Origin of the sequence: Dickeya zeae NCPPB 2538 (assembly GCF_000406165.1) — a bacterium.
In the GTDB taxonomy this organism is placed as follows: domain Bacteria; phylum Pseudomonadota; class Gammaproteobacteria; order Enterobacterales; family Enterobacteriaceae; genus Dickeya; species Dickeya zeae.
In genome coordinates this window covers 3,278,651-3,300,905 of the sequence record NZ_CM001977.1, presented here as the reverse complement: position 1 = coordinate 3,300,905, position 22,255 = coordinate 3,278,651, and the positions used below count along the sequence as shown (strand labels likewise).

At 51.7% G+C, this 22,255-nt stretch carries 15 protein-coding genes; 10 read left to right on the top strand and 5 right to left on the bottom strand.

Features of this window, described 5'->3' with window-relative positions; genetic code table 11:
* Window positions 1-119 precede the first annotated feature (119 nt).
* Both pdeH and DZE2538_RS14435 read left to right on the top strand, forming a co-directional pair.
* Window positions 120-911 (top strand): cyclic-guanylate-specific phosphodiesterase, encoded by a 792-nt coding sequence (gene pdeH / locus DZE2538_RS14440; RefSeq protein WP_019845902.1) that lies wholly within the window; start codon window positions 120-122, stop codon window positions 909-911.
* A 778-nt stretch (window positions 912-1,689) separates the two neighbouring features.
* Window positions 1,690-3,207: a sensor domain-containing protein gene (locus DZE2538_RS14435; RefSeq protein WP_023640491.1), complete on the top strand. Its 1,518-nt coding sequence runs from the start codon at window positions 1,690-1,692 to the stop codon at window positions 3,205-3,207.
* A 10-nt stretch (window positions 3,208-3,217) separates the two neighbouring features.
* On the opposite strand, the gene DZE2538_RS14430 is transcribed toward DZE2538_RS14435, so the two are convergent.
* Together DZE2538_RS14430 and DZE2538_RS14425 are read right to left on the bottom strand one after the other, a co-directional pair.
* Window positions 3,218-4,042, bottom strand: coding sequence for an HlyD family efflux transporter periplasmic adaptor subunit (locus tag DZE2538_RS14430; RefSeq protein WP_038916651.1), 825 nt, complete (start codon window positions 4,040-4,042; stop codon window positions 3,218-3,220).
* Window positions 4,029-6,215 carry a type I secretion system permease/ATPase gene (locus DZE2538_RS14425; protein ID WP_038916650.1) on the bottom strand — a complete coding sequence of 729 codons (2,187 nt, stop codon included), beginning with the start codon at window positions 6,213-6,215 and terminating at the stop codon, window positions 4,029-4,031. Before DZE2538_RS14425 ends, DZE2538_RS14430 begins: the two co-directional genes overlap by 14 nt.
* A 756-nt stretch (window positions 6,216-6,971) precedes the next feature.
* Between DZE2538_RS14425 and DZE2538_RS14420 the strand changes: the two genes are divergently transcribed.
* The 3 genes from DZE2538_RS14420 to tadA all read left to right on the top strand — a co-directional run bounded on the left by DZE2538_RS14420 (window position 6,972) and on the right by tadA (window position 8,892).
* Window positions 6,972-7,313 carry a tryptophan synthase subunit beta gene (locus tag DZE2538_RS14420; protein WP_019845907.1) on the top strand — a complete coding sequence of 114 codons (342 nt, stop codon included), beginning with the start codon at window positions 6,972-6,974 and terminating at the stop codon, window positions 7,311-7,313.
* A gap of 128 nt (window positions 7,314-7,441) precedes the next feature.
* Entirely contained in the window at window positions 7,442-8,380 is a 939-nt protein-coding gene (gene murQ, locus DZE2538_RS14415; RefSeq protein WP_038916649.1) for an N-acetylmuramic acid 6-phosphate etherase, read from the top strand.
* A complete protein-coding gene (tadA, locus tag DZE2538_RS14410; RefSeq protein WP_038916648.1) occupies window positions 8,380-8,892 on the top strand; it encodes a tRNA adenosine(34) deaminase TadA in 513 nt (170 codons plus the stop codon). The genes murQ and tadA overlap by 1 nt, the downstream gene beginning before the upstream one ends.
* Before the next feature lie 73 nt (window positions 8,893-8,965).
* Here tadA and mltF read toward each other — a convergent pair whose 3' ends face one another.
* Window positions 8,966-10,423 (bottom strand): membrane-bound lytic murein transglycosylase MltF, encoded by a 1,458-nt coding sequence (mltF, locus tag DZE2538_RS14405; RefSeq protein ID WP_023640487.1) that lies wholly within the window; start codon window positions 10,421-10,423, stop codon window positions 8,966-8,968.
* Window positions 10,424-10,701: 278 nt separating this feature from the next.
* Here mltF and purL point away from each other — a divergent pair, with 278 nt between their 5' ends.
* From purL to glnB, 5 genes are all read left to right on the top strand, one after another.
* Entirely contained in the window at window positions 10,702-14,586 is a 3,885-nt protein-coding gene (gene purL, locus DZE2538_RS14400; protein ID WP_038917197.1) for a phosphoribosylformylglycinamidine synthase, read from the top strand.
* Between the two features lie 710 nt (window positions 14,587-15,296).
* The gene (locus DZE2538_RS14395; protein WP_019845912.1) at window positions 15,297-16,730 is read left to right on the top strand and encodes a sensor histidine kinase; all 1,434 of its coding nucleotides are present in this window, start codon (window positions 15,297-15,299) and stop codon (window positions 16,728-16,730) included.
* A gap of 2 nt (window positions 16,731-16,732) precedes the next feature.
* A complete protein-coding gene (gene qseG / locus DZE2538_RS14390; protein WP_012885734.1) occupies window positions 16,733-17,518 on the top strand; it encodes a two-component system QseEF-associated lipoprotein QseG in 786 nt (261 codons plus the stop codon).
* On the top strand, window positions 17,515-18,852 hold the full coding sequence (glrR, locus tag DZE2538_RS14385) for a two-component system response regulator GlrR (RefSeq protein ID WP_012885733.1): 1,338 nt from the start codon (window positions 17,515-17,517) through the stop codon (window positions 18,850-18,852). Before qseG ends, glrR begins: the two co-directional genes overlap by 4 nt.
* 85 nt (window positions 18,853-18,937) lie before the next feature.
* Complete coding sequence (gene glnB, locus DZE2538_RS14380) at window positions 18,938-19,276, top strand: nitrogen regulatory protein P-II (RefSeq protein WP_012885732.1); 339 nt, start codon at window positions 18,938-18,940, stop codon at window positions 19,274-19,276.
* 79 nt (window positions 19,277-19,355) lie between these two features.
* On the opposite strand, the gene pemA is transcribed toward glnB, so the two are convergent.
* Together pemA and paeY are read right to left on the bottom strand one after the other, a co-directional pair.
* Complete coding sequence (gene pemA / locus DZE2538_RS14375) at window positions 19,356-20,453, bottom strand: pectinesterase PemA (RefSeq protein WP_019845913.1); 1,098 nt, start codon at window positions 20,451-20,453, stop codon at window positions 19,356-19,358.
* A gap of 100 nt (window positions 20,454-20,553) precedes the next feature.
* Complete coding sequence (gene paeY / locus DZE2538_RS14370; RefSeq protein WP_038916647.1) at window positions 20,554-22,200, bottom strand: pectin acetylesterase PaeY; 1,647 nt, start codon at window positions 22,198-22,200, stop codon at window positions 20,554-20,556.
* Window positions 22,201-22,255: the final 55 nt, after the last annotated feature.

Genomic DNA, 22,255 nt, shown 5'->3' with positions numbered 1-22,255 from the left:
CGTCATATTCGCTTTGTACTGTAACTTGCATTACAGTCAACCCAGATAAAGATTGTCGGGGTGAAGCCGATAAACTCATGCGTGCATGTGGTATACTTGATCTGTAAGCATCTCCTTCAATGGCGGAACACATAGTGCAGCAAAACAGTCACTTTAATCAGCCCGGCTCTGCAGCCTCTATCTCCGGGGAGGCACTGCTTACAGATGCTGATTACTGTCACAGCTGCCATCGGCGATACAGATTTCAGCCCATTTATCGCACGTCAGGTCGTTTAATGGGAATTGAGTTACTGACCGCTGTTTTTCATCCATCCATGCCACAGACGTTTTTATCTCCTGAACAGTATTTTGCCCGCCTGAGCGTTGAAGAGCGCCTGCAAATCGTCATTGAACAGCTTCAGCTACTTAATCAGTGGCACGATCGCTTTGTTCGTGACGGGTTACGTGCCTCCGTCAATATTGACGGCCTGACGCTACTGGCTTTGCAGGACAGCCGCGAGGCTAAAGCACTGCTGTCGACCATGCCCTGGCTACGTTTTGAACTGGTTGAAAGTCTGGCTGTATTGCCCCATGACGTGCTGGCGTCACTCCCCGAAGCGAACCAGCTCTGGCTGGATGATTTCGGCTGCGGCGTAGCGAATTTTTCCTCGTTGGCGCAAGTAAAATACGATTGCATCAAAATTGCCCGTGAACTTTTCATTATGCTGTTGCAAAGCGAAGAGGGTAGAAAGCTGTTCCCGTCGCTGGTCTCTTTGATGGCGACTTACTGTAATGATGTGGTGATTGAAGGGGTTGAAACGCAAGAAGAGTGGGAGATAGTCAGACAATCGAACGCTTCTGCTGCCCAAGGATATTTCCTGTCTCGACCTCAACCATTTGAAAATATGGAAGATCTCCGTTCAGAGTTGTAATTACGCCTGCTTAATATTCCTGAGTCACTACTGTTTATTTGATTAGAGTAAACCTTCCCGACCCCTGCAAACCCAGTCCCCGACTCATTAATCCCTTGAGGGTAAAAGAAAAATTCATCTTCCAAAAATATACCGTATAAAATAAATGATTAGATTGCTAGCCATGGATTTTTCATTTTTTATGCCTTGTTTTTTATATAAATATAGTGTTTTATGTGGCCGAGGCGCTGTTTTCTGAATAGGGAAACTGTGATGATAGCTGAAAAAATCAGCAATCATAAGAGAAAGAACTGGCTAATTTTAAAAGATATAACCATTTGATTTATAAATACAAAAAAATAGATGTTTGCTATCAACGATCAAAAATCGTCTGGTGATAGTTTTTTTTGATTAAAATGATGTGACTTATCGGTATAATTGATTTGCTTACGAAAAATTGATAGTCAAAATACTGCGCTACGAAATCTGTAAAGAGCTGTATCAAAATATTAGCCAGGCTTATGTCTATAACGATCATTAATATAACTGATTAAGCTAATTCTCTTGATTTTATTATTTAGGTCTGCACACAGCGATATAATGGAGGCTTTATGCTGTCGTTTTTATGGCTATGAACCTGTCCTGCAGAGCTGGATAGTTTTTTCATTCATCCTTTCTACTCTCCGGAAATGTGCCAACCCTGAAAATCCATACGAGGGGAGTTATTACCGGGATTTTTCGTCTTCAGTGATGCGATTTGTTCGTTCAGGACCGCTCCGGGCCTGAGGAGAGTGTTATTGTGTATGAAATTATAATAACCCTATTAATAGTGCTCTTAGGGATTTCTACAGCAAGAAGTCGTAAATTTCAGGAAAAAGCCGACGCAGAACAAAAAAAGCAAGACTTCCTGAATATGGTGTTCTTCGCCGCCGAGTACAGCCCATCATCCATTATGATCGCTAATGAAAGCTGTGAAATCGTGTATGTGAACCGGCAGTTCACCGTGATGTCGGGTTATGAAGCAGAAGAAGTGATTGGTCGTAAAACAAATATATTAAGCTCGGGTATGACCAACGCCAGCGTGTATGAAGAACTGTGGTCTACCCTCAATAAAGGTGAGATTTGGAACGGCGAGTTCGTCAACCGTAAGAAAAACGGGCAGTTATATTGGGAAAAAGCCAGCATCGTCAAAATATATAATAAAGCCAGCGATGCGCTTCAGTATGTCAGCATAAAAATGGATATCACTGAGCGTAAGACTCAGGAACACCATGACAACTCCTACAACCGTGCGCTGGAGTTGCTCTCGAGCGGCGCGCCGTTGAAAGATATCCTCGACGCTATCATCTTCAGCGTCGAGGAGAAAAACCCTGGGCGGATCGTGTGTTCCGTCCTGTTGGTTGATAAGGAGAAGAAATGTCTGACGCTGGGGTCTGCACCCAGCTTGCCGGGCTTTTACAAGAATGCGATTCACAACGTGAAAATTGCCGATGGGGCGGCGTCGTTTGGTTCGGCGGCTTATTCTGGTAAACGTGTGATTGCCGAGGATATCTCCACGCATCCTCATTGGTCGTTGTATAAAGGCCTGGCATTGTATGCTGGCCTGCGTTCTTGCTGGTCTGAGCCCATTTTTGGGCAGAATAAAGAGATTTTGGGGGTGCTGAGTGTTTACCACCGCAAAGTCTATTCGCCAACGGAGGATGAAATCGCCTCTATTGAGAAATCAGCCCAGTTGGTGGCTGTCGCCATCGAACGTTATCGGGCGATTGATATGCTGCGTCGCAGTGAAGAGCACTACCGACAACTGGCCCATTACGATTCTCTAACCTCGCTGGCTAACGGTCTGACCTTCGCTGAACAGATGGAACAGGCTATCCAGTTATCACGGCAGACTGGCCGGAAGATCGCATTAATGTTCCTCGATCTGGATAAATTTAAGCAGATTAACGATACCTTCGGCCATGCCACCGGGGATTTACTGCTCAAAGAGGCGGCAGCGCGTATGCGAGGTGCGGTACGTGAAACGGATACGGTTTACCGCCGTAGCGGCGACGAATTTATTATTCTGCTGCAGGGGATCAAGGAAGTCGAGAATACGTTGTATGTCGCGGACAAGATTCACCATGCCCTTAACGAACCTTTTTATATCGAGGGCAAGAAACTGGATATCTCATGCAGTATTGGGATTGCGCTGTACCCGGAACATGGAACCGATTCGCTGACATTAGCCATCAACGCAGATGCGGCGATGTATCAGGCGAAGGCATTAGGACGAAGCCAGACCCAGATTTACCATGACCTGAATACACATCAGTAGCGCCGAGGCGTTATCTCTCCCGCAAGGCTTCCATCCGAGCCTGTCGTATTGGCTTTAGCAGATAGCTGAGCAATGTTTTCCTGCCAGTAATAATACCCACATGCGCTACCATGCCGGGAAGGATCAGTTGTGGCTTGTCGATACTCCCCAGGTAGTTGCTCTGTGTGCGTAACCGAACCAGATAGAAGCTGTTACCGGCTGGGTCTGTCACGGCATCCTGACTAATCTGCTCGATATAGCCTTTCAGGCTGCCAAATGTGGCGTGATCATAGGCTGCGAAAGCGATTACCGCTTCCTGGCCTGGACGCAAGAACGCCATATCCTTCAACCGGACTCGGGCTTCTATCAATAACTTGTCATCCAGCGGCGTGATTTCCACCAGCGTGCGGCCCGGTAAAACTTGCCCATTAGTCGTATCAACCAAAATATGTTTGACCATACCCCGCACTGGCGATACGACCAGTGACAGCTCATCCGAGGTATTTGCCGGCGCTTTTTCCTGCGATGAGCGTGTATCCAGCCGCATCAGTGGGTCGCCGATGTTAACGATTTGCCCTTCACGGATGTATAGCTCATTCAATTCACCCGTAACGGTTGCCTGTACCCGGTATTGTGGTGATTGACTGAGTGTCTTGCCCGTCGCACTGACGACTTCGTCCATTTGTGCCATGCCAGCCCAGCCAATCAGAAACATGATGAAGGCCAGCATAATCCAGATTGATAACCGAATGAGGCGGGGCGTATCTTCCACCAGAGCCTCACCGACAGCGGGCAGCGTGTGTGAGTCCTGTTGGTGATGGCAGGATAAATAGCGAGTGAATTTAGCGAGACGCATTGATCTGCCCCTTCTTTAATGCATCCAGCACGATGGCTTTGGGACCGTCGGCGATAATACGGCCTTTATCCACGATAATCAGTCTATCCACCAAGGTCAGCATGGATACCCGGTGTGTCACCAGCAACAGTGTTTTGTTGGTAATAATGGTTTGCAGGGCTTGTTTAAAGTGGTCTTCACTGCTGTTATCCATCGCACTGGTGGGCTCATCCATAAGCAGGATAGGGGGATTAAGCAATAGGGCACGGGCAATCGCTACCGCCTGCTTTTGGCCACCTGACAGGTTCATTCCACGCTCGCCAACCTGTAGGTTGTAGCCGTCTGGGTGTAACCGGGCGAAATCATTGACACCAGCGATATCCGCGACTTTCAGCATGGCATCATCCTCAACGTAGCGGGCCCCACAAATCAGGTTATCCCGCAACGTACCACTGAAAAGATGAATATCCTGCGGCACGTAACCAATATGATGGCGCAGATCGGCAACATCGAGCTGACGCGTATCGACCCCATCAATCAACAGGTTACCGTGGGTGGGGTGGTAAAGGTTGACGATTAACTTTTCCAGCGAGCTCTTACCCGAGCCGGTTCGGCCTATGATGCCAACTTTTTCACCTGGGCGAATAGACAGGTTAATATCGATCAGAGCACGGTTTTTCTGTTCGGGGTAACTGAACGTGACATCGCGAAATTCGATACTACCCTGAATGTTTTCTCGTTTTAGCGGATAGTGTTGCTCGCCACGTTCTTGCGGCAACATCATCAATTCCTGAGTTTCTTCCAGCGTTAGCCTGGCATGCTGGTAGCGGGTGATCCATTCGGATAACGGCCCCAGGGTCAGCAATACACGACTATTGAGCAGGTAACAGGCAAACAGCGTACCTAACGTCAATTGGGCGTTTTGCAGCAGGTAGACTCCGATGACTATTACGATGACGCAGGCGAGATGTTGGCAGGCTTGTGTCAGATGCAAAGCGCAGGCTGACAACGTTTTCACCCTTAAGGTCAGTCGACTAATCTCACCGCTGATGTGTTCCCACTGGCGCTGGCGTTCGCCTTCTGCGTTATTGATTTTAATGGCGTCCAGCCCACTCAATGTTTCCGTCAACAGCGCCTGGCGTTCATCCGTTAGTTGGCGGGAAAGGGCTTGTGCTGCCAGTATGGGTTTTTGAAACAGCCAGTTAATCAACAATACCAGCGGTATTGTCAGTAACGGTACCCAAAGCAACTGACCACCTAAGACACCGAGTAAGATAATCATCAGTAGTGCGAAGGGAAAGTCTATCAGGCTACCGAGTGACTGCGACGATAAGGTATCGCGCAAGGCATGAAATTCCCGCACCCGATGTGCTATGGCGCCGACTCGTGCCGGGAAAGCGGAGCGCATCATGCCGATCAGCCGTTCGAATAGCGTGGCAGAAAGAATCAAATCAGTTTTTTTACCTGCAATATCCAGACAGACGCTGCGCAATATGCGCAGAATAAGGTCGAATACCAGTGCAATACCGAGGCCGGAGGCCAGTACCCATAAGGTGGCTGTTGTTTGATTGGGGATCACCCGATCGTAGACCTGCATAACAAACAGCGGAATGAATAGCGCGATGATATTGATGAGCAGGCTGGCGGCTATTGCATCGAGATAAAGAGGGCGAGACAGTTTCAGTGTGTCACGCAGCCAGGCTTGGCTGCGTGACAGTCGTGTCATCGGCGGGGCATCAAAACGATGAGCTGGCTGCGCGAACATGACCAATCCCAGATAGTTCTGCTGCAGCGTATTGTGGTCAACCATGATTTCGCCACCTTCGGTTTCGCCGGTCATCAGACGGGCATTGCCGTCTTCAGTCCAGCCCAGCAGGATGGCTGCCCGCCCTTCACGCAGTAGCAACATCGCTGGCAGCGACATGCTGGGTATCGCGGTTAAAGAGCGTTTGAGTATACGGGCGCGCAAACCGGCGCGCGCGGCGGCACGCGGCAGCAAACTGGCAGATAAACGCAGATCTTCCAGCGGTAATCCTGCCGTCAGTGTGGCCCGACTGGTCGGCTTCCCCTGCAATTGGCACAGGGCCAACAGACAATCCAGTAAGGGATCGTCATGACGGGTGCGAGGATCCTGATGTTGTAGAGAATGCGGACATTCTCCGCCGCCTGGTGGCTGCTCATGGTGTGTATTCATGTCGCTGCACATTCCTTAGCTATCGTGATTGCTTGCAGGCAAGGCGATCGCCGATAAAAAATGACAATAAACAAAAGTGAGCAATATGGCCTGATTTTGTTGTTTTTTCTGGTGTTGACTGGCAAGCATTATTCATGGCGAACCTTACCGGACGCAACCTTTCATTTCAGTGGTATCAGACAGTCTGGTGATGGGAGAACGCTGCCAGTCAGTTGATCTGCTCAAGTACGAACTCTCTGGTATTGGTCAATATAACTGACATTTTGATGCGATATAATACGTGCATTAATTCTTGTATTGATCACATTTTAGCGGGCTATCGACTCTACTCGATACGTGAATAGCGGCGGATAATATTCTGGATAGCTTGCCGGGGGCTGGCGAAAATGCCATTCTGATAGGTGGCCTGACGGTGTGACTACGATTTTCTATCGTCACACCGTCAGGCTTCGTCGCAGGGTCTATTGCCCGTACGGCGTGACAAACTCCATCCAGCGGCAGTGTGTTATTCATTAATGCGGCTGCCTTGCTCGGGTGAAGACGATGGATTCTCGTATCGGTATCCTCTGGCAGACACAGCAGTAATACGGACTTAGCAAGGTTGCGCCAGTGCGCAGCCCTGTGCACCGTGGGCGTGTGTTTGAGGCCGTTATGTCTATCGGCTTGCAGCGTGGTAATAAAATGAAATCCTAATCAAGAGCGGAGGTTCCTCCTGTCGTTGGATTCTCTTCTATTGCTAATAAAAAAGGGCTTGGTATGTTTTACATTTTGCGTGACAGCAACGGGCATCTTATCAGGGTAGAAAGATCGCCGTTTCCAGAAATGAATGGTGAACTGCCGGATAATTCAGTCGAGGCAGCGGCATGGCTGCATAATCAGCGGGCCATTCTGGCTAAGATCGAGCGTTTGCGCAGCAGCGATCTGGAAATGGTACGTGTGCTTGAAGACTTGATTCAGGTGCTGATCACCAAAGGACAGATTAGTATCACGGATTTTCCAGCGGCGGCGCAGCTTAAACTCGTCAACCGCGCACGGGCGCGTGAAGAACTGGGTAATCTGGAGTCACTGATCCGTGAGGATGAAGATAAAATCTTCTGATGCTGATAAGTACCGACAAAACGGCTTGCCAGTTACCTTGCAAGCCGTTTTTTATTGCTCCGACAAACGGCAGAGTGATGAGCACCTGCCGACGGCACGGAACAAATGGGTAATCAAGGTGGCTGATAATGGTAAACGATGAGAAAAGTATCGATTTTGGTACGCTGGTTTCAGAAACACGTCATCCTGCATCCATGAATTTGGATCAGTTATCTACGCTGGAAATGGTGTCCTTGTTCAATCAGGAAGATCACCGTGTGCCGGAGGCGGTGCGCAAGGTCCTCCCCGCTATTGCTCAGGCGGTGGATGCGGCTGCAGGTTGCCTGAAGGCGGGTGGACGAATGATTTATCAGGGCGCCGGTACCAGTGGACGCCTTGGCGTGCTGGACGCCTCGGAGTGTCCACCGACCTTTGGCGTGCCACATGGGGTGGTGGTGGGGTTGATTGCCGGTGGCCCTGGCGCGTTGCTAAAGGCGGTGGAGGGTGCGGAGGATAACCCTGTACTCGGTGAATCGGATTTGGTTGCGCTGACACTCACTTCTCGCGATATCGTCATCGGCATTGCCGCCTCAGGGCGAACACCCTATGTGATTGGTGGTTTGCGTTATGCGCGGACACTGGGTTGTCGCACCGTCGCCATTTCCTGCAATCCCCATTCACCGATTGCACAAGAGGCGGAGATCGCGATCTCTCCCTTGGTGGGGCCAGAAGTGTTGACTGGTTCCACCCGGCTGAAATCCGGCACAGCACAAAAACTGATATTAAATATGATATCCACCGGTGCGATGGTACGACTGGGTAAGGTGTATCAGAACCTGATGGTGGATGTGAAAGCCACCAACGTGAAACTGGTCGATCGAGCCTGCCGTATTTTAATGGAGGCTACCGGGGTTGATCGGGAAACGGCACAGCAGTGTCTGGTGCAAACCGATTATGAGGTCAAACCGGCGATAGTTATGGTTGTGGCAGGATGTGATGCACAACAGGCTAGGCAACGGTTAGTACAGAGCGATGGGTATCTGCGTGATGCGTTATATAAAGAAAATGCAAAAAACCAAGGGGAATAATGAGTAGTCCGATGGATGATGAATTCTGGATGCGTCACGCCTTGTCGCTGGCACAACGAGCCTGGGACGAAGGTGAAGTACCGGTTGGCGCGGTACTGGTGCAAGGTGATCGGGTGATTGGTGAGGGCTGGAATCGACCGATCGGTCGCCATGATCCCACCGCCCATGCAGAAATTATGGCGTTGCAGCAAGGGGGGCAAGTGCTGCAGAACTATCGTCTGCTCTACACCACCCTGTATATTACGCTGGAACCCTGCGTGATGTGCGCCGGTGCCATGATTCATAGCCGCATCACTCGGTTGGTGTACGGTGCGGCGGACGCCAAGACGGGAGCTGCCGGCTCGCTGGTGGATATTCTGCGCCATCCCGGAATGAATCATCAGATAGCCATTACCGACGGTGTGTTGGCGGAAGAGTGCTCCGAACTGCTGAGTCGTTTTTTCCGTATGCGCCGCCAGCAGCAGCGTGAAGCGCGTGCCGGGCGTGATACTTCACATGATACTTCCGCCTGAATGGGGCCGCGCAGAATAACAAGGTCCGAATCGTAGCGACCCGAACCCTAGTGAATAGGGTTGCAGGAACCGCTTAGCGGGAGCGTGTGGCGGTCAATTGCTCTGGTGGTACGGCGGGGTAGGCGCTGCCAGCCAGTTGCTGTTGTAACGCACGGCTTTCTTTCTCTGAAAGATACCCCACCAGACTGACCATGTAGCGTCGGATATTTTCCACATAGTCGTAAGCCTCCTGACCACGCGCATAACCGTTGACTGTCTGGGAGTAGTAGCGTTTCTGACTCAACATCGGCAGGCGTATTTTGACGTCTGCCCAACTGTCTGGATTTCCCTGCTGTTTTTCTGTCAGCTTACGGGCATCCATCATATGCGCGTACCCCATATTATAGGCCGCCAGCGCAAACCAGATACGCTCGTCCAGTGGGATGGTGGCAGGTACCTGCTGCATCATTTGGCTTAAATACCTGGCGCCGCCGCGAATGCTTTCCTCCGGATTGAGCCGGTTGACCACATCCAGACTTTCAGCGGTATTACGTGTCAGCATCATCAAACCGCGTACCCCGGTTGGCGAGGTTGCCAGCGGGTTCCAGTGCGATTCCTGATAAGAAATCGCCGCCAGCAGTTTCCAGTCTATTTCCCGGGCGTATTTCTCGAACAGCGGACGTAAACCCGGCAATGTGTTGTCGATAGCGCTGAGGAACGTAGTGGTATCCACATAGTCGAATTCGCCGACGTGCCCCAGATACTTCTCTTCCAGACGGGCAAGGGTGCCGTCTTCCATCACCTGACTAAAGAAGTCGAGCAGCGCCGCAGAGAGGCTGTCATCGCGGTTTTGCCGCATATACCAGGTCACTGGCTCTTCGTCGCTGAGATCGAATGACACCGCCAGCTGTGGGTGGATTCGTTGCATCAGACCAATGTTGATTGAATCAGCGATGGTGTAATCCAGCTTTCCATCCGCAACTTGTTTTAGGAGATCCAGCTCAGAGACATCGGTGGCGACTTCCCAACTCAACTGCGGATATTTTTCGGCTTTGAGATCGCGCAAGGTAGCGGCATGTGCCGAGCCAGACAGTACGGTCAGTTTACCCTGCATTTTATCCAGTGAGGTAGGACGCGCGCTCCCCATACGGTAGACCAGTTGTTGTGACACCGAATAATAGGAAGGGCCTGCCTGGAAGCGGTTCAGACGTTCCTGGTTATAGATGAGGCCTGCTGCCAACAGGTCAGCATTGTCGTTATCCAGATCGCTGAATAAATCGTCAACATTTTGACGTACGGAAACCACCAGCCGCACGCCGAGGTAGTCGGCGAATCGCTTGGCCAGTTCATAATCCAGCCCGGTGGGGGAACCGTTGCTGAGGGTATAGGTCAACGGAGAGGTCACGGTGCTGATGCGTAGCTCACCACGTGAAAGGATTTGCCTTAACTGGACGTCCTGATGACTGCGCCAGGGAATATTTGGCCACAGTGCCAGCGTCAACAGCAAAGCGATTACCCCGATGAAAACATAATTTATCGTTAAACGCTTCAATGAGTTGTCTCTCGGCGGCCAGTTGGCCTGTCTGTCTGTAACGGCAGTTTCTTATTACGTCTGTCCCAGAGTCGGGGGGCATTTTGCTTAACAAACCGCCAGTGTGCAACTGTTATTCGTTTGTCTATTGTTTGACCACAGAACCTCTGCAATGTTTAACAATCGCTACGCAAACGGTTTCGTCACGCGTCACTATTCTCTATAATAGCCCGCGTTTCCCCCCTGTAGCGCCCTGACGCACTGTCTCCGGTGCCTCGAAGACGAGAGAAATTTAGATGATGGAAATACTGCGTGGTTCACCGGCCTTATCGGCTTTCCGTATCAATAAACTGTTGGCCCGGTGCAAGGAATACCAACTGCCCGTTAGCGACATTTATGCCGAATACGTCCACTTCGCCGATGTGAACGCTCCGCTAAACCATGAAGAACAGTCACGACTGAGCCGCCTGCTGAAATACGGGCCTTCTCTCGCTGAGCATGAGCCTACCGGTCGGCTGATTCTGGTGACCCCGCGTCCGGGCACCATTTCTCCCTGGTCTTCCAAGGCTACCGACATTGCGCACAATTGCGGCCTGCAGAAAATTCGTCGTCTGGAACGTGGCCTGGCGTTTTACATTCATGCACCGACATTAAGTGATGCCCAGTGGAAAGAACTGTCTTCACTGCTCCATGACCGCATGATGGAAAGCGTTTTTGACGACCTGCAACAGGCTAACCTGCTGTTCTCTCAGCACCAGCCAACCGCGCTTAAGCGAGTCGAAATTCTGCTGCAGGGCCGTCCGGCGCTGGAAGAGGCCAACCTGCGTTTGGGGCTGGCGCTGGCTGATGACGAAATGGATTATCTGCTGGAAGCCTTTACTAAACTGGGGCGCAATCCAACCGATATCGAACTCTATATGTTTGCTCAGGCGAATTCTGAGCACTGCCGCCATAAAATCTTCAATGCCGATTGGGTCATCAACGGTGAAACACAGCCAAAGTCGCTGTTCAAGATGATCAAAAACACCTTTGAGCATACACCGGACTATGTGTTGTCTGCCTATAAGGACAATGCGGCAGTGATGGAAGGATCGGCTGTAGGCCGTTTCTTCCCTGACCCACAAGGCGCTTATGCCTACCATCAGGAAGACGCACATATCCTGATGAAAGTGGAAACCCATAACCATCCGACGGCGATTTCACCGTGGCCGGGTGCTGCGACTGGCTCCGGCGGTGAAATCCGTGATGAAGGCGCTACTGGGCGAGGCGCGAAACCGAAAGCCGGTCTGGTTGGGTTCTCGGTATCTAACCTGCGTATCCCCGGTTTTGTTCAGCCGTGGGAGCAAGATTTCGGTAAGCCGGACCGTATCGTCAGCGCGCTGGATATCATGACCGATGGCCCACTGGGTGGCGCGGCCTTTAATAATGAATTTGGCCGTCCGGCATTGACCGGTTATTTCCGTACCTATGAAGAAGCGGTAGACAGCCATAACGGCGTTGAAGTACGCGGTTATCACAAACCTATCATGCTGGCCGGTGGGATCGGCAACATCCGTGCGGAACATGTCAAGAAAGGCGAAATTAGCATTGGCGCCAAGTTGATTGTGCTGGGCGGGCCTGCAATGAATATCGGTCTGGGAGGCGGTGCTGCATCGTCTATGGCATCAGGCCAGTCTGACGCGGATCTGGATTTTGCCTCGGTGCAACGTGATAACCCGGAAATGGAGCGCCGTTGTCAGGAGGTTATCGATCGCTGCTGGCAGCTTGGCGAGCAGAACCCGATCCTGTTTATCCATGACGTCGGTGCTGGTGGCCTGTCCAACGCCATGCCGGAACTGGTCAGCGACGGTGGTCGCGGTGGTCGTTTCGAACTGCGCGATATTCTGAATGATGAACCTGGGATGAGCCCGCTGGAAGTCTGGTGCAACGAATCACAGGAACGTTACGTGCTGGCAGTAGCACCGGAACAACTGGCGCTGTTCGATGAGATATGCCGTCGTGAACGCGCGCCTTATGCTGTCATTGGTGAAGCGACGCAAGAGCAACACCTGACGCTCAGCGATCGTCACTTCAACAATAAGCCGATCGACATGCCGCTGGACGTACTGCTGGGCAAAACGCCGAAAATGTTGCGTGATGTCGAGCGTAAAGACGTCGAAGGTACTCCACTGAATCGCGAAGGCATTTATCTGGCGGAAGCGGTTGAACGCGTGCTGCACTTGCCTGCGGTGGCTGAGAAAACCTTCCTCATTACTATCGGTGATCGTACGGTGACCGGGATGGTGGCACGTGACCAGATGGTTGGGCCGTGGCAGATACCGGTAGCGGACTGTGCGGTGACAACCGCCAGCCTGGATAGCTATTACGGTGAAGCGATGTCAATCGGCGAACGTGCACCGGTGGCGTTGCGTAACTTTGCCGCATCGGCACGTCTGGCGGTAGGGGAAGCACTGACTAACATCGCCGCGACACATATTGGCGACCTGAAGCGTGTGAAATTGTCTGCCAACTGGATGGCGGCAGCCGGGCATCCAGGCGAAGACGCAGGTTTGTACGAGGCGGTGAAGGCTGTTGGTGAAGAACTCTGTCCGGCGCTGGGGCTGACGATTCCGGTGGGTAAAGACTCCATGTCGATGAAAACCCGCTGGCAGGAAAATGGCGAAGATAAATCGGTAACTGCACCGTTATCGCTGGTGATTTCTGCGTTTGCCCGCGTAGAAGATGTACGCCATACCGTTACACCGCAGTTGCGTACTGACAAAGACAACGTACTGCTGATGATCGATCTGGGTGCTGGACATCACGCATTGGGCGCGACAGCACTGGCTCAGGTTTATCGTCAACTGGGTCGTAAAACGGCGGATGTGCGTAATCCGGCACAGCTGGCTGGTTTCTTCAATGCAATGCAGACATTGGTGGCGAACAAGGCACTGCTGGCATACCACGACCGCTCAGACGGCGGTTTGCTGGTCACGTTGGCTGAAATGGCGTTTGCCGGCCATTGTGGTGTTAAAGCCGACATCAGTTCTATGGGTGAAGATGCGTTGGCAGTGCTGTTCAACGAAGAGCTGGGGGCTGTTATCCAGATAGAAGCTTCTCGCCGTGCCGAAGTCGAACAGGTGTTGGCTGAACACGGTCTGGCAGAGTGCGTGCACTATCTGGGACAGGCACAAGCGGGCAACCACTTCATCATCCACAGTGGCAATGAGGTGGTGTACCACGAAAGCCGCACTACACTGCGCAACTGGTGGGCGGAGACGACCTGGCAAATGCAGCGTCTGCGTGATAACCCACAGTGCGCAGATCAGGAGCACCACGCGAAATCTGATGACAACGATCCGGGGTTGAGTGTCGCACTGACTTTTGACCTGCGCGAAGACATTGCCGCACCATTTATCAGCCGTCAGGCGCGTCCCAAGGTGGCCGTCTTGCGTGAGCAAGGTGTCAACTCGCATGTAGAAATGGCGGCGGCGTTCCATCGTGCCGGGTTTGATGCCATTGATATTCATATGAGCGATCTGCTGGCTGGTCGCCGTAATCTGCAAGACTTCCAGGCGCTTGTTGCGTGTGGTGGCTTCTCTTACGGTGATGTGCTGGGGGCAGGTGAGGGCTGGGCGAAGTCCATTCTATTCAACGATCGGGTGCGTGATGAATTCGCCGCATTCTTCCTGCGTCCGCAAACGCTGGCGCTGGGGGTCTGTAACGGTTGTCAGATGATGTCCAACCTGCGTGAGTTGATCCCAGGGGCGGAGCACTGGCCGCGTTTTGTTCGTAATAAATCTGACCGGTTTGAAGCACGTTTCAGCCTGGTAGAAGTGACCAGCAGCCCATCACTGTTCCTGCAGGATATGGCGGGTTCCCGTATGCCGATCGCTGTGTCGCATGGCGAAGGTCGTGTAGAAGTCCGTGACGACAGCCAGCTGTCTGCACTGGAACAGCATCAGTTGGTGGCACTGCGCTACGTGAATAATTATGGCCAGGCAACGGAAGATTACCCGGCTAACCCGAATGGCTCGCCGAATGGTATCACGGCGGTGACCAGCGTGAGTGGCCGTGCCACGGTAATGATGCCGCATCCGGAACGCGTGTTCCGCACCGTGAGTAACTCATGGCACCCGGAAGAGTGGGGTGAAGATAGCCCGTGGATGCGTATGTTCCGTAATGCTCGCCGCCAGTTGGGGTGATGTGTTCGAATACAGCGTTGATAAGAAAGGGGCTTTGGCCCCTTTCTTTTTTTGTCTCAAATCAGCGACAACAGCATGATTGATTGTCTCCAAAAGGTGACATTTATTCGATTGATTTTAAAGAATTATTTTTAATGGGTATTAGGGTGTCTTTTTTTAGCGACAAAAAGCCCTGATTTCACCGAATAGCGAAGGAATCGCGGAAAGCGTTCAGGCTGTATTATTAATACCTTCGATGTGTTATTTTTATTTTTCTTTCTATTTCAACACGTTGATTATTTAAGTTGAAAACTGGCACGATGAGTGCATAATGAGTGCGCTGCTCATTCAACTGGTTATGATAGCAATGTAACAAACATGCTCATAACGCCCGGAATGATGCCAAAAGATAAGGTGCCTATCGTCCAGCATTATTGATAACTGCCCTCGGGCTTTATCACACATCGGGCGACACGTTGAGTGAGGCACCGCCTATTCAGAGACCCGGTCAGACAGTAACTGTGTGACCGGGTTTTGCTTTTGGGTATTCACCGAGTCACTCCCAGCGCCTATTGCGCGTTCGTTCCTTTCTGACTACCGCAATTTGCAGGGTTGCATGGCATGATTGCGGCCGTCTTCCCAATATACTGATGGTCTGCATTTGAGCTGATACTGATAATGCGTACAATGGCGGGCGAGGTATCAGACGGTGTACTTTGGCAGGTAACGGTATGATTTCGTTGAAACGTTGGCGTTTTTTCCCACGCTCTTTGCGGCAATTGGTCATTATGGCTTTCCTGCTGGTCTTGTTGCCGTTGCTGGTATTGGCTTATCAGGCCTATGAGAGCTTGGATCATCTTAGTGAACAGGCGGCGGGGATCAATAGCACGACACTGGCTGATGCCCGGCGCAGCGAAGCTATGACCAGTACGGCTATCAGCATGGAACGCAGCTATCGTCAGTTTTGCGTGCTGGGCGATCAGACCCTGTCGCAGTTGTATCAAAATCAGCGTAAGCAGTATTCCCAGATGCTGGACGTGCATGCGCCGATTTTGCCTGACCCGTCTTATTATCAAAACCTGCGGCAATACCTGACGGAACTGACCGATATCCGTTGTCAGAACAACGGCCCGGCAGCCGCGTCTATTACCGTACTGGATAACTTCTCTCGTACCAATGCTCAGATGGTACAAGCCACACGTGAAGTCATTTTCTCACGGGGACAGCAGTTGCAGCAGGATATTGCTGAGCGTGGCCGTTTCTTCGGTTGGCAGGCACTGGTGTTGTTTCTGGTCAGTGTGCTGTTGGTGGTGCTGTTTACTCGGATGATCATCGGGCCGGTGAAAGGCGTCGAGAGAATGATTAATCGGTTGGGGGAAGGTAGACCGTTAGGCCAGCTCATCAATTTTAGAGGGCCGACGGAAATCCGTTCTCTGGCACAGCGGATCATTTGGTTAAGTGAGCGCCTTTCCTGGCTGGAAGCGCAACGTCATGAATTTTTGCGCCACTTATCCCATGAACTAAAAACGCCACTGGCGAGCCTGCGTGAAGGCGCGGCGTTGTTGGCTGATGAAGTGGTAGGCACGCTGACGGACGACCAGAAAGAGGTGGTCGCGATTCTGGATAATAGCAGCCGCCACTTGCAGCAACTGATCGAACAATTGCTCGACTATAACCGTAAGTTGGCGGATGCACCGGCTGGACTGGAGCAGGTCGATGTCAACGATATCGTTAATATGGTGGTTGCCGCGCATAGCCTACCGGCTCGCAGCAAGCTGATGCAAACGCATGTCGAATTGAATGCGAAGACGTGTCGGGCGGAAACGACATTGTTGATGCGGGTGATGGATAATCTCTATTCCAATGCGGTGCACTATGGTCAGGAATCCGGTAACATTTGGATCCGCAGCCGCCAGATAGAGAACCGGGTTCAGATTGACGTCGCTAACAGCGGCACCCCCATTCCTGAATCAGACAAAAGTATGATCTTTGAACCTTTTTATCAGGGAACTCACCAGCGTAAAGGTGCGGTAAAAGGCAGTGGTCTGGGGTTAAGCATTGCGCAGGATTGTATCCGCCGTATGCAGGGTGAACTGAATCTGGTGGCGGTGGAATATGCCGATGTCTGTTTCCGTATTGAATTACCATTAAACACTGAGAATTAACCATGATTGCACGGTTGTTGAGCCTTCTGCCGTTACGAAGCCTGGTGGTGTTGTTACCCGGCCTGGAGGTGATTGCCGCGCTGAAAAAACTGCTGACCGGTTTGCCCTTGCTGTTTTTACTTGCCGGTTGTGCTCAGGACAGTGATAACCCACCTGTTGGTCGGCGAGAGGCTGAAATCGTCAGCCCGCCTAAAGCGCAAGTGGCGGATTATCGCACCATGTCATGTGAACAGTTATGGCCGCTCCACAATGCCGACGCGATGAATAATGCACTGTACTGGCTGCGCGTCATGGAGTGTGCTTCACGTATGACACCGATGCAGGCCCGGCAACAGACGCTGTTGGTCGGTGAAAATGACTGGAGTGGGTTATTCCGTCAGGCCATCTTGCTGGACAATGCCGAAACCACCCCGCAAGAACGTCAACAGATTATTGAACAACTGAATCGTCAGCGGTTGAATGTGCCACTGACGTTATTGCCGTTGTTTCAGGTCTGGCTGGATAAACAGAATCTGATATTGACCCTGGCGGATGAACGTCAGCGTTTTCAGCGTACGCTGGAAAACAGCGATAAACAGCTGGAAGCGATGCACGAGCAGCAGACGCAGTTACAGTCACAACTGGAAACCACGACGCGTAAGCTGGAGAATTTGACCGATATTGAACGCCAACTGTCATCGCGTAAACCGACACAGGGGGATTTGCCTGATGGTGAAAGCCGTCGGGGGAAAAGCGCTGAGAGTGAAGCACCGCCGGCTGTGGCGAAAAAAGGAATGAAAAGCGAATGACCACCAGAAAATCCGCCACCCTGCTGTTGGTAGACGATGACCCCAGTCTGCTGAAATTACTGGGGATGCGCCTGACCAGCGAAGGATTTACCGTGATTACGGCAACCAGTGGTCAGGAAGCGCTACGATTGCTGTTGCGGGAAAAAATTGATCTGGTGATCAGCGACTTGCGCATGGATGAAATGGATGGATTGGCGTTGTTTGCTGAAATTCAGAAGAATCAGCCGGGCATGCCAGTGATCATTTTAACTGCTCACGGGTCTATTCCTGAAGCGGTGGCGGCAACACAGCAAGGGGTGTTCAGCTTTCTGACGAAACCGGTCGATCGTGATGCGCTGTATAAAGCGATTGATGATGCACTCAAACTTTCACCGCCGACCAGCGATGAAAGCTGGCGCGCCGCGGTGGTGACTCGCAGCCCAATCATGCAACGTCTGCTCGAACAGGCCAAAATGGTGGCGCAATCGGATGTCAGCGTGCTGATTAACGGCCAGAGTGGTACGGGGAAAGAAGTTCTGGCACAGGCGATTCATGCCGCCAGCCCGCGTGCGGGACGGCCATTTATCGCCATCAACTGTGGCGCATTGCCGGAGCCGTTGCTGGAGTCAGAGCTGTTCGGCCATGCCAGAGGCGCTTTTACCGGTGCAGTCAGCCAGCGCGAAGGGTTATTTCAGGCGGCGGAAGGCGGGACGCTGTTTCTGGATGAAATCGGTGATATGCCGCTGGCATTGCAGGTGAAGCTGCTACGTGTGTTGCAAGAGCGCAAGGTCAGGCCGCTTGGGAGTAACCGGGATCAGGATATCAATGTACGGATCATCTCCGCTACGCATCGGGATTTGCCCAAGGCGATGGAAAAAGGCGAGTTCCGTGAGGATCTTTACTACCGCCTCAATGTGGTGAATCTCAAGCTTCCTGCATTGAATGAACGCGCAGAAGATATTCCATTGTTGGCGAACCATTTGCTGCGTGAAGCCGCGACCCGGCATAAGCCTTTTGTGCGCAGCTTTTCGACCGATGCCATGAAACGTTTGATGGCGGCCAGTTGGCCCGGCAATGTGCGGCAACTGGTCAATGTCATTGAGCAATGCGTCGCGCTGACCAGTGCGCCGGTCATTGGTGATGCACTGGTAGAGCAGGCGCTGGAAGGGGAAAATACGGCATTACCTACGTTTGCTGAAGCACGTAACCAATTTGAGCTCAATTATCTGCGAAAATTGCTGCAAATTGCGAAAGGCAACGTCACGCAGGCCGCACGTATGGCCGGGCGTAACCGTACCGAATTTTACAAATTGTTGGCACGGCACGAACTGGACGCCAACGATTTTAAAGAATAGTGTTAAGTTATTGTGAATTGCATGGCCGATCATTATTTCGCCGTGCTGGCTCTTGCCGCTACATAGTGATGATTAGGATTTCACCATGAAAAAAATTGATGCAATTATTAAACCGTTCAAACTGGATGATGTACGCGAGGCGTTAGCTGAAGTCGGTATCACCGGGATGACCGTAACAGAAGTAAAAGGATTCGGGCGCCAGAAAGGCCATACCGAGCTGTACCGTGGTGCGGAATACATGGTGGATTTTCTGCCGAAAGTAAAAATTGAGATCGTGGTGTCTGACGATATTGTGGATACCTGTGTGGAAACGATCATGACTACTGCACAGACCGGTAAGATCGGCGATGGCAAGATCTTTGTATTTGATGTGGCTCGTGTGATCCGTATCCGTACCGGTGAAGAGGATGAAACCGCTATCTGACCGGTTACTTTCGATGTTCCGAAAGTAAACAGCCAGCCGTTATCGGCTGGCTGTTTGTTATCCGCAACAGGGTAACCTGTCAGGGGAGTGTTGGCGTCCAGTCACCCAGTACTTTGCTTTGGGTGTATTCCGCTGCCTGCGAGTCGGTCAACTGTCGACGCGCTGAGCTTTTTGCAGCACCGGCACCATAAGATTTGTACTCGAAGAAACGGGAATCTTCCGGATAGAACCAGATGGTATTGCCGTCTTTGTCTTTGCCAGACATCTTGTCCCAGCCGTAAATATGGTTATCCATGCTGGTGTTCAGGAATACTGTCTGGCCAATGGCATTCGGGTCCGCGTAACGTCCATCAGAGAACGTCGTGGTTGGATGCCAGGGGCGCCCCAGTCCATAGCTCTGTGCCGGAACTGAGTCGCTTTCTTTAATCACGCGGCTGTTGGTGATTACCAGACCATACTTCTGGTTGATGTTGGTGCTGGGCGCGGTCAGGTAGCCAGACACACCGCTTTTCACATCGGCACGGTAGCGTGAAACCAGATCGCAGTTATTGAACAGAGCCGTGCCGTCGCCAAAGATAAAGTCAACGGTACCGCTGATTCGACAGTCGGAGAAGAAGCTGCGCCCACCGGACACATACAGCGTGTCCTGATAGCCGACCAGGCTCACATCGTTGAAGTAAGCGCGGTCGCCGCTTTTGGTAACATAAAGCGCAACGGCCTGAGTATCTTTGATTTTAGTACTGTCACTGTCACTTTTGGCCTGGTTGGCCGGGAAGTCAAAATCATTGCGGATGGTCAGCGACTGGGCGCTGAAATCCTTGGCGCTGATGGTTACCGTGCTGCTGCCTGCTGTTCCCCATTTGCTGCCGTCTGACTTCAGCGTTCCTGCCGCTATTGCGGCGGCGATAACGGTGCCGCTACGACTTTCCCCTTTCAGATGCAGATTATTACGGGTAATGGTCAGGCGCTCATTATAGACGCCATTTTTGATCAGAATGACAAACGACGAGCTACCGGCCGGTGCGCTGGCGATAGCATCGGCAATGGTTTTAAACGTTTTGCCGTCGCTGGCGGTTTTTGACACCACAGCATTATAAGTTGTGGCTGCCTGAGCCTGATGAACACTGAGGGCGACCATCAACGACAGCGCAAGAGTTCCAGAGAGCGTTTTTAACATACACATATTCCTTTAGTGGTAGGTGACAGAAGTCCAGATGTTTTATGAACAGACAACATCCAATAAAACGTTGCTTTGCCTAAAACGTAATTTCTCCGCATTAGCGATCCGTTGCCTGCAGCTTACCGGCCAATTCCCGTAGCGAAGGGGTTGCTTTGATCTGGTCTGCGACTATTGCAGCGACTGCCTGTGCCCCTTTCTGCTGGAAATGGGTGTTATCAGGTTGAGTCAGGCTGCCGGGCTGATCACGGTAATAGGGGTAGAGATTCGGATCGACGGCCAGCCAGTATTGCTGCCACTGCTGCCCGTCGCCCTGATTGGCCAGCGCCAGCGTCGCGGTTTCTACATCCAGTAACGGCACGTTATTCTTATTAGCCGTGTCGCGAATAGTCTGGGTGTAATCGCCAACAAAGGCATAACCGCCCACTTTGTTCTGTTTTGTCAGGTGGCTGTGAACAGCGGGTGTTCCAGTTTTTCCGTCAGCTCGTCTAACACGGGCCGTCGGGGTCAACAGCACCGGTATCATATGATGTGCTTGTGCGTAACGGATGTAGCGCTCCAGAGAAATCTGTAAAGACATATCCGGTTTGCCTTGCGGATATTGCGGTTTGCCATCTGCGCTATTGGGGTAAGTGCAAAGGTTGGTGACATCAGCGACTCCGCGAAGGGCTTTCTGGCTATCGCAGTTTTGGTCGTTAATTCCCATAGCGATAAACAGGTAATCACCTTGCCGCATAAATGGCTCCATCTGACGGAACCACCCTTCGTAATAAAAATCGCGCGAACTGCGTCCCGCGCGGGCACCGTTGACGACGGTAACATCACCGCCAGGGCGGAATTGTTGTTCAAAGACTTGGCCCCATCCCATACGGGGAAAACGCGCTTTCTCGTAGGTTGCTGCCGTCGAGTCGCTCACGATGAAAATACGGGTTCGAGCCTGTTCCAGTGCTTTACGCTGTTGGTTAGCACTGGTTAGATCCAAGGGTTCGTAGTTACCAGAGGCATTCAGTCCGGCAATCGGGCGAAACTTGATGTCGGTTAGCACGGTGTGACTGGCCTGGCCGTTGTTATTGTTATAACCACGCATATGGTTGATAACCTGAAGGATCTGGGTAAAGGCTGGCGTCATCGTATCAGAATACGTTAACGGATCGAACTGGGAAGGGTCGGCAATACCCGCCTGTTTCAACGCATCATCAAAACCGGCATGAAATTCGCTGTAGGCAGCTTCCCAAGCCGTTGTCGATAAAGAGGGTATATCGGCAGCATCGATCAGTTGCTGTGGGCCGATATAACCGGCTGATACAGCGACCTCAGATAAAATACGATCGGTCAGCGGATTGATATTGGTGCGATTTTCATGGCCGTCACGCAATTGCGGTACCAGTGCACCCATACAAACGGCGCGAAGCTGATTACTCAACAGGCAATTCTGTCCACCGGCTTCAATGACGGACAGACGCAGTGGTGTGACCATTGAAGAGACATCGGCATAAAACCGCCCCTGGATATCGGTTTTCAGGCTGCGCTCTGTGCCACGCTGGTCTTTGATAAGCAAGGTGGCTGGAAAGCGTATGTCACGATAGGCCACCTGGCCGCTAATCTGAGTATTAGGTGCTAGCGTAGTGACGTTGAGTGTCTGCTGGGAAGCGGAAACGGGAGCGCTGCTTTCAGCCTGTGCAAAAGAAATTGGCAGACAAAGCAGGGAGCCTAGGAAAAGGGTCTGTTTCAATGTAGTTGTTAGCATGGTGATTGCCCCTTCTTTCTATTGTTGATGTAATAAGCGGCCACTCGATGGAGTG

Coding starts and splice junctions, on each gene's coding strand:
- pdeH (WP_019845902.1), top strand. CDS start 120: ATGGCGGAACACATAGTGCAGCAAAACAGTCACTTTAATCAGCCCGGC.
- DZE2538_RS14430 (WP_038916651.1), bottom strand. CDS start 4,042: ATGCGTCTCGCTAAATTCACTCGCTATTTATCCTGCCATCACCAACAG.
- DZE2538_RS14425 (WP_038916650.1), bottom strand. CDS start 6,215: ATGAATACACACCATGAGCAGCCACCAGGCGGCGGAGAATGTCCGCAT.
- DZE2538_RS14420 (WP_019845907.1), top strand. CDS start 6,972: ATGTTTTACATTTTGCGTGACAGCAACGGGCATCTTATCAGGGTAGAA.
- murQ (WP_038916649.1), top strand. CDS start 7,442: ATGGTAAACGATGAGAAAAGTATCGATTTTGGTACGCTGGTTTCAGAA.
- tadA (WP_038916648.1), top strand. CDS start 8,380: ATGAGTAGTCCGATGGATGATGAATTCTGGATGCGTCACGCCTTGTCG.
- purL (WP_038917197.1), top strand. CDS start 10,702: ATGGAAATACTGCGTGGTTCACCGGCCTTATCGGCTTTCCGTATCAAT.
- DZE2538_RS14395 (WP_019845912.1), top strand. CDS start 15,297: ATGATTTCGTTGAAACGTTGGCGTTTTTTCCCACGCTCTTTGCGGCAA.
- qseG (WP_012885734.1), top strand. CDS start 16,733: ATGATTGCACGGTTGTTGAGCCTTCTGCCGTTACGAAGCCTGGTGGTG.
- glrR (WP_012885733.1), top strand. CDS start 17,515: ATGACCACCAGAAAATCCGCCACCCTGCTGTTGGTAGACGATGACCCC.
- glnB (WP_012885732.1), top strand. CDS start 18,938: ATGAAAAAAATTGATGCAATTATTAAACCGTTCAAACTGGATGATGTA.
- pemA (WP_019845913.1), bottom strand. CDS start 20,453: ATGTTAAAAACGCTCTCTGGAACTCTTGCGCTGTCGTTGATGGTCGCC.
- paeY (WP_038916647.1), bottom strand. CDS start 22,200: ATGCTAACAACTACATTGAAACAGACCCTTTTCCTAGGCTCCCTGCTT.